The 14,902-nt window shown below is 75.7% G+C and carries 16 protein-coding genes; 10 read left to right on the forward strand and 6 right to left on the reverse strand.

Annotation, left to right across the window (positions count from 1 at the left end):
* Positions 1-210 precede the first annotated feature (210 nt).
* Genes ACSUPT_RS26980 through ACSUPT_RS26990 form a run of 3 tightly spaced genes read left to right on the forward strand, consistent with a single transcriptional unit; the run spans position 211 to position 2,677 of the window.
* Positions 211-1,014, forward strand: a complete 804-nt coding sequence (locus ACSUPT_RS26980; RefSeq protein WP_351966201.1) for an alpha/beta fold hydrolase — start codon at positions 211-213, stop codon at positions 1,012-1,014.
* Positions 1,014-2,336 carry a PP2C family protein-serine/threonine phosphatase gene (locus ACSUPT_RS26985; protein WP_436945884.1) on the forward strand — a complete coding sequence of 441 codons (1,323 nt, stop codon included), beginning with the start codon at positions 1,014-1,016 and terminating at the stop codon, positions 2,334-2,336. Before ACSUPT_RS26980 ends, ACSUPT_RS26985 begins: the two co-directional genes overlap by 1 nt.
* 2 nt (positions 2,337-2,338) lie before the next feature.
* Positions 2,339-2,677: an STAS domain-containing protein gene (locus tag ACSUPT_RS26990; protein WP_351966199.1), complete on the forward strand. Its 339-nt coding sequence runs from the start codon at positions 2,339-2,341 to the stop codon at positions 2,675-2,677.
* Between the two features lie 67 nt (positions 2,678-2,744).
* On the opposite strand, the gene ACSUPT_RS26995 is transcribed toward ACSUPT_RS26990, so the two are convergent.
* The gene (locus tag ACSUPT_RS26995; protein WP_351966198.1) at positions 2,745-2,975 is read right to left on the reverse strand and encodes a dodecin; all 231 of its coding nucleotides are present in this window, start codon (positions 2,973-2,975) and stop codon (positions 2,745-2,747) included.
* 207 nt (positions 2,976-3,182) lie between these two features.
* Here ACSUPT_RS26995 and ACSUPT_RS27000 point away from each other — a divergent pair, with 207 nt between their 5' ends.
* From ACSUPT_RS27000 to ACSUPT_RS27010, 3 genes are all read left to right on the forward strand, one after another.
* Positions 3,183-4,433 carry an extracellular solute-binding protein gene (locus ACSUPT_RS27000; protein ID WP_351966197.1) on the forward strand — a complete coding sequence of 417 codons (1,251 nt, stop codon included), beginning with the start codon at positions 3,183-3,185 and terminating at the stop codon, positions 4,431-4,433.
* Positions 4,434-4,585: 152 nt separating this feature from the next.
* A complete protein-coding gene (locus ACSUPT_RS27005) occupies positions 4,586-5,365 on the forward strand; it encodes a GNAT family N-acetyltransferase (RefSeq protein ID WP_436945886.1) in 780 nt (259 codons plus the stop codon).
* Positions 5,365-6,420, forward strand: a complete 1,056-nt coding sequence (locus ACSUPT_RS27010) for a lysophospholipid acyltransferase family protein (RefSeq protein ID WP_436945888.1) — start codon at positions 5,365-5,367, stop codon at positions 6,418-6,420. Before ACSUPT_RS27005 ends, ACSUPT_RS27010 begins: the two co-directional genes overlap by 1 nt.
* On the opposite strand, the gene egtD is transcribed toward ACSUPT_RS27010, so the two are convergent.
* From egtD to egtA, 4 genes are read right to left on the reverse strand one after another with little or no spacing between them, the layout of a single operon-like run.
* The gene (gene egtD, locus ACSUPT_RS27015; protein ID WP_351966195.1) at positions 6,315-7,280 is read right to left on the reverse strand and encodes an L-histidine N(alpha)-methyltransferase; all 966 of its coding nucleotides are present in this window, start codon (positions 7,278-7,280) and stop codon (positions 6,315-6,317) included. The genes ACSUPT_RS27010 and egtD overlap by 106 nt on opposite strands.
* On the reverse strand, positions 7,277-8,080 hold the full coding sequence (gene egtC, locus ACSUPT_RS27020; RefSeq protein WP_436945890.1) for an ergothioneine biosynthesis protein EgtC: 804 nt from the start codon (positions 8,078-8,080) through the stop codon (positions 7,277-7,279). Before egtC ends, egtD begins: the two co-directional genes overlap by 4 nt.
* Positions 8,081-8,087: 7 nt before the next feature.
* On the reverse strand, positions 8,088-9,410 hold the full coding sequence (egtB, locus tag ACSUPT_RS27025) for an ergothioneine biosynthesis protein EgtB (RefSeq protein ID WP_399218231.1): 1,323 nt from the start codon (positions 9,408-9,410) through the stop codon (positions 8,088-8,090).
* A complete protein-coding gene (gene egtA / locus ACSUPT_RS27030; protein WP_436945892.1) occupies positions 9,407-10,903 on the reverse strand; it encodes an ergothioneine biosynthesis glutamate--cysteine ligase EgtA in 1,497 nt (498 codons plus the stop codon). Before egtA ends, egtB begins: the two co-directional genes overlap by 4 nt.
* A gap of 137 nt (positions 10,904-11,040) precedes the next feature.
* On the opposite strand from egtA, the gene ACSUPT_RS27035 reads away from it, so the two are divergent.
* The 3 genes from ACSUPT_RS27035 (at position 11,041) to ACSUPT_RS27045 (ending at position 13,611) form a co-directional block, all read left to right on the forward strand.
* Positions 11,041-11,883 (forward strand): TIGR02452 family protein, encoded by an 843-nt coding sequence (locus ACSUPT_RS27035; RefSeq protein WP_436945894.1) that lies wholly within the window; start codon positions 11,041-11,043, stop codon positions 11,881-11,883.
* A gap of 129 nt (positions 11,884-12,012) precedes the next feature.
* Entirely contained in the window at positions 12,013-12,291 is a 279-nt protein-coding gene (locus ACSUPT_RS27040) for a hypothetical protein (RefSeq protein WP_351968509.1), read from the forward strand.
* 135 nt (positions 12,292-12,426) lie between these two features.
* Positions 12,427-13,611 (forward strand): thiolase family protein, encoded by a 1,185-nt coding sequence (locus ACSUPT_RS27045; RefSeq protein WP_436945895.1) that lies wholly within the window; start codon positions 12,427-12,429, stop codon positions 13,609-13,611.
* Positions 13,612-13,770: 159 nt separating this feature from the next.
* Here ACSUPT_RS27045 and trxA read toward each other — a convergent pair whose 3' ends face one another.
* Positions 13,771-14,157 (reverse strand): thioredoxin, encoded by a 387-nt coding sequence (gene trxA, locus ACSUPT_RS27050; protein ID WP_351964087.1) that lies wholly within the window; start codon positions 14,155-14,157, stop codon positions 13,771-13,773.
* Between the two features lie 134 nt (positions 14,158-14,291).
* Here trxA and ACSUPT_RS27055 point away from each other — a divergent pair, with 134 nt between their 5' ends.
* Entirely contained in the window at positions 14,292-14,831 is a 540-nt protein-coding gene (locus tag ACSUPT_RS27055; protein WP_351964088.1) for a hypothetical protein, read from the forward strand.
* Positions 14,832-14,902: the final 71 nt, after the last annotated feature.

Raw genomic sequence — 14,902 nt, forward strand, 5'->3', positions numbered from 1 at the left:
CTCGGGCACGGGCCCGCCCCGTTGCGGGCAGTCGTTCCGCCGGGGCGGAACGGGTGGGCGCAACGGGGACCCCGTCCGGGAGGGTGCCCCGGCGTACCACCGGCGTCCGGCCGCCCGCGCGCCGGGGCGGGTCCGGGGCAGCTCCGCGCCCGGACCGGGGTGATCCGGATCGCACCGGAGGCGCGTGCGGGGTCTGAGAGACTGATTGGTATGGACATCGAGCGCAGGAACAACGTGACCGTCACCGGGAACCCCCAGGGGCGGACGGTGGTCCTGGCTCACGGCTTCGGCTGCGATCAGAACATGTGGCGGCTGACCGTGCCCGCGCTGGCCGACGACTACCGCGTGGTGCTGTTCGACTACGTGGGCTCGGGCGGCGCCGACCCGTCCGCGTTCACGGAGGAGCGGTACTCCTCGCTGGACGGCTACGCCCAGGACGTGGTCGACGTCTGCGAGGCGCTCGACCTGCGCGACGCCGTGTTCGTCGGCCACTCCGTGAGCGCGATGACCGGGGTGCTCGCCGCCCGCCAGGCCCCGGAGCGGCTGGGCGCGCTGATCATGGTCGCCCCGTCCCCCCGGTACATCGACGACGAGGGCTACCGGGGCGGTTTCAGCTCCGAGGACATCGACGAGCTGCTGGAGTCCCTCGACCTCAACTACCTCGGCTGGTCCGCGGCCATGGCGCCGCTGATCATGGGCAACCCGGACCGGCCCGAGCTGGGCGAGGAGCTGAAGAACAGCTTCTGCGCCACCGACCCGGACATGGCGCGCGTCTTCGCCCGGACCACGTTCCGGTCGGACTCGCGCGACGACCTGAAGACCGTGACCGTCCCGACCCTCGTACTGGAGTGCTCCGACGACGTCATCGCGCCCCGCGAGGTCGGCGCCTTCGTCCACCGGGCCATCCCCGGCTCGACCCTGGTCACCCTCGACGCCACCGGCCACTGCCCGCACCTGTCCGCTCCCGCGGCGACCAACGAGGCCATCACCGCCTTCCTGACGGGCCTGCGGTGATGTGCCGCGCCGGCCGGGAGCCGGAGCCGAGGGACGGCGAGGAGACAGAGGACGCGGGGGATCACGCGGACGCCGGGGACGGGTCACGCGCGGACGCCGCGGCCTTCGCGGCGCTGCTGGAGGACAGCGTCGAGGACCTGTACGAGAGCGCCCCCTGCGGCTATTTGTCCACGCTGATGGACGGCACCATCGCGAAGATCAACACCACGCTGCTCCACTGGCTCGGCCTCGACCGGGACGCCGTGGTGGGCCGGATGCGCTTCAGCGACCTGCTGACCGTCGGCGGCAAGCTGTACCACGAGACCCACTACGCGCCGCTGCTGCGGATGCAGGGCGAGGTCAGCGGCATAGCCATGGACGTCAAGCGGGCCGACGGCGAGCGCATCCCCGTGATGGTCTCCTCCGTCGTCAAGTACGGGACGACCGGGCAGCCGCTGCTCATCCGCAGCACCCTCTTCGACGCCCGCGACCGCCGTGCCTACGAGAAGGAGCTGCTCAGCCGCAGGCAGGCCGCCGAGGAGGCGCGCAAGCGGGCGGAGGCCGACCGGGCCCGCCTGCAGGAGGCGCTGGCCGTGCTGCAGCAGTCGCTGCTGCCCGACACCCTGCCGCCGATCCCGGGCATGGAGACGGCCGCGTACTACCACACCGCGTCGCCCGACCGGCTGGGCGGCGACTTCTACGACGTCTTCCCCCTCGGCGAGGAGCGCTTCGCCTTCTTCCTGGGCGACGTCTGCGGCAAGGGCCCCCAGGCCGCCGCCGTCACCTCGCTGACCCGCTACACCCTGCGCGCCGCCGCGCTGCACGACCCCGACCCGGTCGCCGCCCTGACGACCCTGAACCAGGTCCTCCACGAGCGGTACGCCGGCAGCGGCGACCCCCGGTACTGCACCGCCGTCGTCGGGACGCTCGAACCGGGCCCCGAGCCCGGACAGGTCGCGGTCCGCCTCGCGTCGGGCGGCCACCCGCCCGCCGTGGTGCTGCGCGCCGACGGCACGGCCGACTTCCTGCCGACGCCCGGCGGACTCCTGGTCGGCGTGCTGCCGTCCGCGCCCTTCACCAGCGCCTCGACCGTGCTCGGCCCCGGCGACACGCTTCTGCTCTACACTGACGGCCTCACCGAGGCCCGCACCGGTGAGGACCGCGTCGGCCGCTACGGGGACGAGGGACTGCTCGCCTTCGCCCTCGACCACGCCGGTGAACCGCCGCACGCCGTCGTCAAGGCCCTCACCGACGTGCTGGCCGGTTTCGGTGACGGCCTGGACGACGACACCGCACTGCTCGCCCTCGGGGTCACCGCCACCGGCCCCCGCACCACGAACTGACGATGAGCCGACTGACGATCACCACACAAGACGCCGCGACCGGTCCCGTGCTGGCCGTCTCCGGCGAACTCGACTACGCGAGCGCCCCCGGACTGCGCGACGTGGTCGGCCGGCTCGCCCTGAGCCCGGGGCAGCGTCTCGTACTCGACCTGCGCGCCATGGAGTTCTGCGACTCCAGCGGCATCACGGCGCTGATCGCCGCCCGCGCCCACGCCCTGGACGCCGGGGCGGACATCGCCCTCGCCGCCGTGCCGCCCCACACCCTGCGCGTGCTGCGGCTGGTCGGCCTCGACCAGGTCTTCACCATCGAGACCGGCGCCGAGACCGCCGACCAGTCCTGACCCCGCGCCGGAACGCCGGGTCCCGGCCCCGCCGGACGCCCGGGCCGTCCGTCCCGGCGGCCGGGCCTCAGGCCTCGTCGCCCGCGTCCGGGCCGTCGAGCCGGAAACCGACCTTCAGCCCCACCTGGTAGTGCGCCACCTTGCCGTCCTCCAGGTGCCCCCGGATCTGCGTCACCTCGAACCAGTCCAGGTTGTGCAGCGTCTGCGCGGCCCGCGCGATCCCGTTGCGGATCGCCTCGTCCACGCCGGTGTGCGAGGTACCCACGATCTCCGTGACGCGATACGTGTGGTGTGACATGGCGGTCTCCTCGTCGACGGTGGTGCGGGCGCGCCCGCCGCGCGCCCCTTCCACGGTGCCCCAGGGCGCGCGGGACCGCGAGGCGGGCGCTCCGGACTTGACCCGTCCATTGGTACATACCAAAATCCAGCCATCGCCCGTGCGAACGCGTTCGCTCCCCCCACGTCGGGTCGGCCCCTCCCGCGCCTCAAGCCAAAGGTGACCTACGTGAAGAAGCGCCTGCTCGCCTGCCCCACCGCGATCATTTCCAGCCTCGCCCTGGCGGGCTGCGGCCTCGTCCCCGGCCAGGACGGCGGCACGCGGACCGTCACGGTCTGGCTGATGAAGGGCAGCGCGTCGGACGAGTTCCTGAAGCGGTTCACCACCACGTACGAGCAGGAGAACCCCGGCGTCCGGCTGGAGATCGTCATCCAGGAGTGGACCGGCATCGGCAAGAAGGTCACCGCCGCCCTGGCGAGCGAGGACGCCCCGGACGTCATCGAGGTCGGCAACACCCAGGTCGCCCAGTACGCCGAGACCGACCTCCTGTACGACCTGACCCTGGAGTCCGTGCGCGACCTCGGCCGCGAGGAGTGGCTGCCCGGCCTCGCAGAGCCGGGCAGCATCGACGGCAGCCAGTTCGGCATCCCCTGGTACGCGGCGAACCGGGTCGTCATCTACCGCAAGGACCTCTTCCAGCGGGCCGGCGTCGAGGAGCCGCCGAAGACCCGCGAGCAGTGGATCGAGGACATCGAGAAGATCAACGGGACCGGCGCGCAGGGCATCTACCTCGCGGGCCAGGACTGGTACACGCTCTCCGGCTTCATCTGGGACGAGGGCGGCGAACTCGCCGTCGAGAAGAACGGCGAGTGGACCGGCGCGCTCCACACCCCCGCGGCGCTCAAGGGCATGGAGTTCTACCAGACCCTCCAGTCCCTCGGCAGCGGGCCGAAGGACGCCGACGAGGAGAACCCGCCGCAGGCCGAGGTGTTCGCCAAGGGCGACGTCGCCCAGATCATCGCCACCCCCGGCGCCGCGGCCGCCATCCAGGAGCACAACCCGTCCATGGCCTCGCGCCTCGGGTTCTTCCCCATCCCCGGGAAGACCGCCGGCCGGCCGGGCGCCGTGTTCACCGGCGGCTCCGACCTCGTCGTCCCCGTGAACGCCGGTGAACGCGCCGCCGCCATCGACGTGGTCTCCGCCCTCGCCGGGGAGGAGTGGCAGACCGACCTCGCCCGCACCATGCACTACGTGCCCAACAAGACCTCCCTCGCCTCCGTCGTGGAGGGAGACGAGGCCACCGCGGCGATGGCCGCGGGCGCCGCGCGCGGACGGGCCACGCCCAACTCTCCGAAGTGGGCGGACGTCGAGGCGGACAACCCCATCAAGCCCTACATGACGGCCGTCCTGCGGGGCGAGGACCCCGAGACCGCGGCCCGCAGGGCCTCCCAGGCCATCACGGAGGCCCTCTCCGGCTGACGGGCCGGGCGCGGCGGCGAACCGGTCATTCAGCCGCCGCACATCCACGCTCCGCCGGGCGGTCACGTCGAATCCAGGCGGCGACGGCACAAGTAGGGGTACGGGCCACCGCACCCCCGCGGTCGCCCCCGCCGCCCGGCCAAGGAGCCTCCATGACCACGACGACCCCGGCCCCGGCCCCGGTCACCCCCGCCCCGGCGCCCGCACCCCGCTACCGGGTCCTCCTCGCCCGCGAGCAGGAGGAGGTGCGGGCCGCGCAGCGCCTGCGGCACCTGGTCTTCGCGGGCGAGCTGGGCGCCCGCCTCGACGGGCCGGAGCCCGGCCTCGACACCGACGCCTTCGACGCGTACTGCGACCACCTCCTCGTACGGGACGACACCACCGGCGAGGTCGTCGGCACCTACCGCCTCCTGCCGCCCGAACGGGCCCGCATAGCCGGGCGGCTCTACTCCGACGGCGAGTTCGACCTCGCGCGCCTCGCCCCGCTGCGCGACGACCTCGTCGAGCTCGGCCGCTCCTGCGTGCACCCCGCCCACCGCAACGGCGCCGTCATCTCCCTCATCTGGGCCGGCATCGCCCGCTACATGGCCCGCACCGGCCGCAACTGGCTCGCCGGCTGCTGCTCCCTGCCGCTCGCCGACGGCGGCACCCTCGCCGCCGCCACCTGGGACACCGTCAAGGCCAAGCACCTCGCGCCCGAGGAGTACTGGGTCACCCCGCACCGCCTGTGGTCCCCCGAAGGCGTCGCCCGCCCCGCCGGCCGCACCGAACTCCCGCCGCTGCTGCGCGGCTACCTCCGCCTCGGCGCGTGGGTGTGCGGCGCCCCCGCCCACGACCCCGACTTCGGCGTCGCCGACCTGTACGTGCTGCTGTCGCTGCGCCGCGCCAACCCCCGCTACCTGCGGCACTTCCTGTCGCTCGGCGCGGAGTGATGAGCGCCTGGCTGCCGACCGCGCCCTGCCGCCCCGAGCGGTGCGCGACCCGCGCCCGCCCGGCGGCCGGGCCCCCGCGCGCCGCGCTGCGCCTGGCCGCCGGGCTCACCGCCGTACTCGCCGGGGTGGCCCTCGCCCCGCTGGCCGCCCCGCTCGGCCGGGCCGCCCGCCACCGGCTGACCCGGCTGTGGTGCCGCACGGTCCTGCGCGCCTTCGGCGTGCGGGTGCGCGTCACCGGCGCCCCGCCACCGCCGGGACCGCTGCTCGTCGTCGCCAACCACGTCTCCTGGCTGGACGTGCCGCTCGTCGCCGCCGTCCTGCCCGGCCGGATGGTCGCCAAGCGGGAGGTGCGCCACTGGCCGCTGCTCGGGCGCCTCGCCGCCCTCGGCGGCACCCACTTCCTGGACCGGGACCGGCTGCGCGCCCTGCCCGGCGCCGTACGCGACCTGGCCGGCTCCCTGGCCGCCGGACACCGCGTCGTGGTCTTCCCCGAGGGTTCCACCTGGTGCGGCCGCGCCCACGGCGCCTTCCGCCCGGCCGCCTTCCAGGCCGCGCTCGACGCGGGCGCCGCCGTCCAGCCCGTACGGATCACCTACCGGCCCGCGGGTCCCGCCGCGTTCGTCGGGGACGACCCGCTGGCCGCTTCGCTGTGGCGGGTCGCGGCGGCCGGGCGGCTCACCGCCGAGATCCGGCTCCTCGAACCGGTCCCGCACGGTGCCCACCCCGACCGCCGCGCCCTCGCCCGCGCCGCCCGGACCGCGGTCGCGGGGCCGGTGCCCGCGGCCGACTGCCCGGCCGCGGCCACGGACGCCTCGGACGCCGCGGAGACCACGGCGCCGGAAACGCCGAGGCGGGCCGCCCTGCCACCGACCGCCCTGTCACCGGCCGTCCCGGCAGCGGTGGTCCTGTCAGCGTCCGCCCCGGTGCCGGGCCCCGGGGCGGTACCCGCTCAGACCGCCGTCGCCAGCGACAGCGCGAACCGGCCCTGCGCGTCCGTCCACCACCGGGACAACTCCAGCCGTGCCGCCGCCAGTTCCGCCGCGACGCCCTCCTGACGGAACTTCGCCGACACCTCCGTCCGCATCTCCTCGCCCGCCGCGAACGGCACGGCCAGTCCCAGCTCGGGGATCTTCACGGTCAGCGCGCGGCGGGCCCGCAGCCGCATCTCGATCCACTCGTGGTCCCGGTCCCACACGGCGACGTGCTCGAAGTCGTCCGGGTCCACGTCCGCTCCCAGCTCCCGGGCCAGGACCGCGAGCACGTTCTTGTTGAACCGGGCCGTCACCCCCGCCGCGTCGTCGTACGCCGCCACCAGCGTCGCCTCGTCCTTCACCAGGTCCGTGCCGAGCAGCAGCGCGTCCCCCGGCTCCAGCAGCGACCGCACCGAGCGCAGGAAGACGGCGCGCTGACGCGGCAGCAGATTGCCGAGCGTGCCGCCCAGGAACGCCACGAGCCGGGGCCCCGGAGTGCCCGGCAGGGCCAGGCCCCGGGTGAAGTCGGCGACCAGCGCGTGCACCCGCAGCCCCGGCAGCTCGGCGGTGAGCGTCCCGGCCGCGCCGGTCAGCGCCGACTCGCTGACGTCCACCGGCACGTAGTCCACCAGGCCGGGCCGCAGCGCCCGCAGCAGGTGCCGGGTCTTCTCCGACGAGCCGGAACCCAGCTCGACCAGGGTGCGGGCGCCGGTCGCCGCGGCTATCTCCGCCGCCCGGGCGACGAGGATCTCCCGTTCGGCGCGGGTCGGGTAGTACTCGGGCAGCCGGGTGATCTCCTCGAACAGCTCGCTGCCCCGCGCGTCGTAGAACCACTTCGGCGGCAGCTCCTTGGGCGTGCGGGTCAGGCCGATGCGCACGTCGGCGCGCAGATCGGCGCCGGTCGTGCCCTCGGGCAGGGTGCGGGTCAGCAGGAACGGGCTCACGCGGGGGACTCCTCGAACGGTTCGGCGGCGGGAAGGAGGGCGGGGGAGTGCGGCGGGTCCAGGGGGAGGGCCGTCACGCCGTCGGCCCCGGCGGTCAGCACCGTCCGGTCCGGCACCTCGCGCCAGCCGGGATCGTCGTCGTACGGCTCCGACGCCACGACCGCGGGGCGGCCGGGCCCTGCCAGGTACCACAGGGTGTCGCCCCACGCCGTCGCGGTGACCGCCGTGCCGTCCGTCAGCAGCAGGTTCAGCCGCGATCCGGGCGCGGCTGCCGCCACGTCGCGGACCACCCCGGCGAGCGCGTCGGACGGCGGGTCGCCGCGCCCCAGCCGGTGCAGGGCCAGCGCCCACACGAGCGCCGAGTCGTTGCGGGCCTCCAGGGCGAGCAGTTCGGCGGGCGGCAGTCCGGCCGCGAGCGCGGCGACCGAGCCGGGCCAGCCGGTCACCGCCCCGTTGTGGCTGAACAGCCAGGGCCCGGACGCGAAGGGCGCGGCGGCCGCCTCCCCGTCCGCGCCGGGCAGCGTCGCGTCCCGTACGGCCGCCAGGCCCGCGCGGGAGCGCACCACCCGCGCCAGGTCCGCGAACGACGGGTCGGCCCACACCGGCCCGGCCCTGCGGTAGCGGGCCGGCACCGGGTCGCCCGGCGCGTACCAGCCGACGCCGAAGCCGTCGGCGTTGACCGTCCCGTACCGCTGCCTGCGCGGCGCCCACGACTGCCGGTACAGCCCGTGCGCGGGCGCCACCAGCAGCTCCCCGAGCGCCACCGGCCCGGCGCCCGCCCATGCGATGTGACGGCACATCAGCGCATCACCCCGCGTCCCGCGCCGTGCGGAACCCGGCGAAGATCTGCCGCCGCACCGGAAGGTCCCAGTTGCGGAACGTCCCCCGGCAGGCCACCGGCGCCACCGCGAACGACCCGCCCCGCAGCACCTTGTGCTCCGGCCCGAAGAAGACCTCCGAGTACTCCCGGTACGGGAACGCCACGAACCCCGGGTACGGCAGGAAGTCGCTCGCCGTCCACTCCCACACGTCCCCGATCAGCTGCCGCACGCCCAGCGGGGACGCCCCGGCCGGATACGCCCCGGCCGGGGCGGGCCGCAGGTGCCGCTGGCCCAGGTTGGCGTGGTCCGGGGACGGCTCGGCGTCGCCCCACGGGTAGCGCCGGGACCGGCCGGAGACGGGGTCGTACCGGGCGGCCTTCTCCCACTCGGCCTCCGTCGGCAGCCGCCGCCCCGCCCAGCGCGCGTACGCGTCGGCCTCGTACCAGCTGACGTGCAGCACCGGCTCGTCGTCCGGCACGGGCTCCACGACGCCGAAGCGCCGCCGCAGCCACTGCCCGCCCTCGCGGCGCCAGAACAGCGGCGCGCCGATGCCGTGCCGCCGGATCTGCTCCCATCCCTCGGGTGCCCACCAGCGCGGATCGCGGTAGCCACCGTCGTCGATGAAGTGCCGGTACGCGCCGCACGTCACCGGCACCGTGTCGAGGAAGAACTCCGGCACGGACCGGATGTGGGCGGGGCGTTCGTTGTCCAGCGCCCACGGCTCGTCCCCGTGCGACACGCCCATGGTGAAGGGCCCGCCCGGTATCCGCACCTCGGCGGGGAGCGCGGCCGCGTCGGGGCCGGGGCCGGGCGGCTCGGGCGCGGTCAGGGCGGCGGGCCCACGGCGCAGCTGATGGGTGATCAGCATCGTCTCGTCGTGCTGCTGCTCGTGCTGGGCGATCATGCCGAACGCGAACGCCGCGTCCACCAGCGGACCGCCCTCGAAGCGGGCCGCGTCGAGGACGTCGAGGACCCGGTCACGCACCTCGGCCGCGTACGCCCGCGCCTCGCGCGGCGGCAGCAGCGGCAGGGAAGGCCGGCTGGCGCGGGGGTGCTGGAACGCGTCGTACAGCGGATCGATCTCGGGCCGCAGCGCCGCGCGGCCGCCCACGGAGCGCAGCAGCCACTGCTCCTCCTGGTTGGAGATGTGCGCCAGGTCCCAGACGAGCGGGGACATCAACGGCGAGTGCTGCGCGGTGAGTTCGCCGTCGTCGACGCACTCGGTGAGCAGGGCGGTACGCGCCCGCGCCGCCGCCAGCGCGTCGTGCGCCCGTCGCCTGAGCGTCTCGGGGGAGGCGGTGACGGTCATGTGCGGGGCTCCTTCCCGGAGTCGGGGCGGGGTGCGGCCGCGCCGGGCGCGGGTGCCGCGGGCGCGGCTGGCCGCGGCCGGAGCGGCGGCGGCAGGGGAGCGGCGTCGGCCGGAGGAGGTACGGGAGCGGCGTCGGCCGGGGGAGGTACGGGCACGGCGCCGGCCGGAGCCTTCGGCGGCGCGGGCGGGGCCGCGGCCGGGCGGGCGTCGGGGGACGGCGGCCTCGGCAGGGTCACCGGGGCGAGCCGCTGATCGTCGGCCGGGCAGCGGCGCCGCAGCACGAACCGCTCGTGGAACGCGCCCACCGCGTCCCGCACGGCGGCGGGCGCCCCCGCGCGGGACAGCGCGCCGAGCGCCAGCGTGAAGCACTCCACCGCCGCCCGGTGCAGCGCGGGCGCCGCCGGCCCGTCCCGGACCGCCGCCCGCCAGTGCGCGTCCCTCGGCGGCGGCAGCGGCCCCGCCGTCTCCGCCAGAGGCAGCAGCAGCCGGTACGCCGCCTCCGCCGCCTCCGGGTCGTCGAACAGCGCCGCCGTCACCGCGAGCGGCACCACCCAGCCGTCGGCGCCCGGCTGCGCGTCCAGCATCCGCAGCTCCAGATGGGTGCCGCGCGGCCGCACGGGCGGGAACAGCGTCGTCAGGTGGTAGTCGAGGTCCGCGCGCGTCGGCGCCCGCATCGCCCCCGACCGCAGCCACTGCCGGAACGTCAGCCCCTCCGGCACGGCCCAGGGCCCCTCGGCCGCGCGGACGCACATCACCGGTGTGTCCAGGACGTGCCGCGCCCACGCGGCGCGCGGCTCCCGCCCGGCCGGCGGCGCCGTGCCCCGCAGCGGGTCGATGCCCGCCCACAGCGACTGCCGCGAGGACCGCAGCCCGGTCGGACGGCCGTGCAGGGTGGGGGAGTTGGCGAAGGACGCGACCAGCACCGGACCCAGCAGGTGCGCCAGCCGCCACCGCCGCGCGTATCCCAGGGGGCCCGGCTCCTCGTATCCGGAGTCCACGCACACCTGCACGGACGCCGAGTCGCGCATCATGGTCCGCCCGGCAGTGCCCCAGCGGTCGAGGTAGACCTCCATCGCGTCGTAGCGCGGCTCGCGCAGCACCCGTTCCCGCGCGGGCAGCCACGGGTCGGTGCCGGAGCCGGTGAGGGTGAGGCCGAGACGGGCTAGCACGTCCCGTACGGCGGAGAGGTCGGCCGTGACGGTGGCGACGCAGGCGGCGAGGGAGGCGGCGGGCGGCGAGCTGAGCTCCAGCTGTCCGCCGGGTTCGACGGTGAGCGACGACCCCAGGTCCAGGGCGCGCAGCGCGGTGAACGCGGTGTGGAGGCGGTCGCGGGGGACGGGCAGGTACGGGTGGTGCAGATCGTGGACGAACCACTCCAGTTCGACGCCGACCGCGCCGGGCGGTCCGGTCTTGAAGCAGATGCACCGAAGCAGGTCCTCGGCCTCGTCCTCCGTCAGCGGCGGACCGCCGTCCGGGAAGGCGCTCGACGGCATGGGTCAGCTCCTCCTGTCGCGGGCGTACCGTTCCACCTAAGCCACCGCCGCCGAGGCGCACAAGGGTGCCCGCGTGAACGGCACATGCCGGATAAACCCGTTGCGGCCGATCCGTGTGATCACCAACGATGCCGGGTATGAGCGCACGTCTACGCAGTATCGCGCGGGAGACCGAGGAGATCGTCGCGGCCGGCCGCTACCGGACCCCCGCGGGCGAGGTCGACCTCGCCGACCTGATCGCCAGGGCCCTCGACGGCACCACCCTCCACGGCCCCGGCCCCGTCCCCGCCACCCCGGACACCGGGCGCGCCACCCGGATCGAGGTGACCGGCGAGTCCAGCACCGAGGCGGCCCGCCGCCTCACCGCCGCGGCACCCGGACAGCCCGTCGCCGTCCTGAACTTCGCCTCCGCCCGCAACCCCGGCGGCGGCTACCTCAACGGCGCCCAGGCGCAGGAGGAGGCCCTGTGCCGCGCCTCCGCGCTGTACGCCACGCTGCTGCGCGCCCCCGGGTACTACGAGCACCACCGGGCCGACCGCGACCCGTTCTACACGGACCGGGTCATCCACTCGCCCGCCGTCCCCGTCTTCCGCGACGACCGGGGCCGGCTCCTCGACCGCCCGTACACCGCCGGCTTCCTCACCTCGCCCGCGCCCAACGCCGGTGTCATCCGCGCCCGTACGCCCCGGCTCGCCTCCCGCATACCGGCGGCCCTCGCGTCGCGCGCCGAACGCGTCCTGGAGACCGCCGTCGCCCACGGCTACCGGCGGATCGTGCTGGGCGCCTGGGGCTGCGGCGTGTTCCGCAACGACCCGGCCGAGGTGGCGGGCGCCTTCCGCGCGCTGCTCACCGGCGCCGGCCGGTTCGCGGGCCACTTCGACGAGGTCGTCTTCGGCGTGCTGGACCGCACGCGCGAGCAGCACACGCTCGGCGCGTTCCGCGCGGCCTTCGCGACGCCGCGGCCCGTACGCAACCGCTAGCACCCCGGCGCACGCCCCCCTCAACCCGTGCCGCCGCGCGCCGCGCGGGACCCCCGCGGACGGGCGCGGGCACCCCGACGGCGCGCCCCTGACGTGCGCCGGACGCCGTACGTCCTTAGCGTCACGACCATGGACACACATCGGCAGCACCCGAAGCGCCTGGAGATCCTCATCGTGCCCGAGCACGCGGAGGGGCGCGACGCCGCGCATCTGGCGGAGGTGGCGATCCGCTCGGCCCTCGTGGAGGCCACCGGCGAGACGGGCGCCTCCGGCTACCCCCGGTACGCCGGCGGCGGCCTCGTCGCCGACGTGGACCCGGAGACCCGCACCGTGGAGGCGCTCCTGGTGGACGGCTCGGAACTGGACTACGGCCTGTCGGCGCGGGTCAGGGACGCCGGCCCCGCCTGACGGGCGCCGGGCGGCCGTTGACACCGACCGCCCCGGAGCCGGAGACTCGCCCCGTCGGTAGTGAACACCCGTTCACCGTACGTACGCGCGCGTACGGGGCCCGTAGGCGCGCACCAGCCTGTGGGAGAGACCCCGATGAGCATCCGCGACGTCTACATCGTCGACGCCGTCCGCACCCCGATCGGCAAGTTCGGCGGTGCCCTCTCCTCCGTCCGCCCCGACGACCTCGCCGCGCACGTGGTGCGCGCGCTGGTGGACCGCACCCCGGACCTCGACCCGGCCCGCATCGACGACGTCTACTTCGGCGACGCCAACGGCGCGGGCGAGGACAACCGCGACGTGGCCCGCATGGCCGTGCTCCTCGCCGGGCTGCCCGTCACCGTGCCGGGCGTGACCGTCAACCGGCTGTGCGGCTCCGGTCTCGAAGCGGTCGTGCAGGCAGCCCGCGCCATCGCCCTGGGCGACGCGTCGGTCGTCCTCGCGGGCGGCGTCGAGTCGATGTCGCGCGCCCCGTGGGTGCTGCCCAAGCCGGAGCGGGCCTTCCCGGCCGGACACGAGCAGATGTACTCGACCACGCTCGGCTGGCGCATGGTGAACAAGCGCATGCCGGCCGAGTGGACCGTGACGCTGGGCGAGGGCGCCGAGCAGGTCGCCGACAAGCACGCCATCAGCCGCGAGCAGCAGGACGCCTTCGCGCTCGCCAGCCACCGCAAGGCCGCGCGGGCCTGGGCCGACGGCCTCTTCGACGGCGAGGTCGTGCCCTACGAGGGCGTGGACCTGACCCGCGACGAGTGCATCCGCGACGCGACCTCCATGGAGGCCCTGGCAAAGCTGAAGCCCGCGTTCCGCACCGACGGCACGGTCACCGCCGGCAACGCCTCGCCGCTCAACGACGGCGCGGCCGCGCTGCTCCTCGTCGACGAGGACGGCCTGCGCGCCTGCGGCCGCGAGCCGCTGGCCCGCATCCGCACCTCGGCGGTGACCGGCATCGAGCCGCAGCTGTTCGGCCTCGGCCCGGTGGAGGCCGTCCAGCGCGCCCTCGGCCGCGCCGGGCGCACCTTCGCGGACCTGTCGGTGATGGAGCTGAACGAGGCGTTCGCCGCGCAGGCGCTCGGCTGCCTGGCGGAGTGGCCCGAACTGGACCCGGCCGTCGTCAACCCGCGCGGCGGCGCCATCGCGATCGGCCACCCGCTCGGCGCCTCCGGTGCCCGGCTCGCCGGTTCGGTCGCCCACCAGCTGGCCGCGGCCGGCTCGGGCACGGGCGTCGCGGCCTTGTGCATCGGCGTCGGCCAGGGCATCGCCGTCGTCCTGGAGCGGTAGGCGCACCGCGCGGCCCGCGTCCCCGGACCGGCGCGGGCCTCCCGGGCGGCGCCGGCCCCCGCGTCCGCGCGCCGCGGAGCCGTACGGGCCGGCCCCGGGTCCGCGCACACGGCGGGGCCGGGCGGGATCGCTCCCGCCCGGCCCCGCGCGCCGGAAGGCTCAGCCCGCCGCGCCGGGCGCCTGCCCGGCCTGGGCCTGCGCGATGGACTTGCGCACCTCGTCCATGTCCAGCCCCCGCGCCTGCCCGATCAGGTCCTCCAGAACGGGCTCGGGCAGCGCGCCCGGCTGGGCGAACACGGCCACGTTCTCCCTGACGATCATCAGCGTCGGAATCGACTGGATCTCGAAGGCGGCGGCGAGCTCCTGCTCCGCCTCCGTGTTCACCTTGGCGAACACCACGTCGGGGTGGCGCTCCGACACCGTCTCGTAGACCGGGGCGAAGCGGACGCACGGGCCGCACCACGAAGCCCAGAAGTCGATCAGGACGAAGTCGTTCTCCGACACGACCTGGTCGAAGTTCTCCTTGGTCAGTTCGATCGTGCTCATGCCGTCCGCCTCTCAGGGGGTTCGTCGGTGCCCGCCACAACGGCGCCCGGGACAGGCCTATTCCCCGGCACCTCCCGCGCGGGGGCGCGGGAAAGGCGCGGGTGCCACGCGCCACGCCGGGTACCCGGCGCCGCATGATGAAACGTGCTCTGTGGCAGGGACTCGTGGCCGGCGCGGCGGGCGGCCTGGTGATGACGCTCGGTGAGAAGGCCGAGCAGCGCCTCACCGGCAGACCCGACTCGTACGTCCCCGCACGCGTGCTGGAACGGCTCACCGGCATGCCGGAGCGGCCCCGCGAGCAGTCGGCGGCCGTGAACCTGGCCATGCACTTCGGGCAGGCCGCCGCGCTCGGCGTGCTGCGCTCCGTCATGGCCCACGCCGGGCTGCGCGGCCCGCTGTCGTCCGCGCAGTTCGCCGTGGTCCGCCTCACCAACGACCAGATCCTGGAGAACGCCACCGGCGTCGGCGCCCCGCCCGCCACCTGGCCGCGCCGTGAACTCGTCGTGGACCTCGCGCACAAGGCCGTCTACGCCTTCGCGACGGGGCTCGTCGCCGACGCGCTGGCCGGCCGGAGCGGTCCGGGCCCGGGACAGCGCCACGCGGCCGTCCGGCCGGGCCGCCACGCCGATGTCGGCCCGCTCCCGCGGGGAGCGGCCCACGGGCGCGGCCGCTGAGGGCGCGCGACCGGCACCGGTTTCCTGCCGCGCATGCCGCAAGGTCCGGGGCCGGCCGGAGTTTCCCCGGC

Origin of the sequence: Streptomyces sp. SudanB25_2051, assembly GCF_964272635.1 — a bacterium.
Classification (GTDB): Bacteria; Actinomycetota; Actinomycetes; order Streptomycetales; family Streptomycetaceae; genus Streptomyces.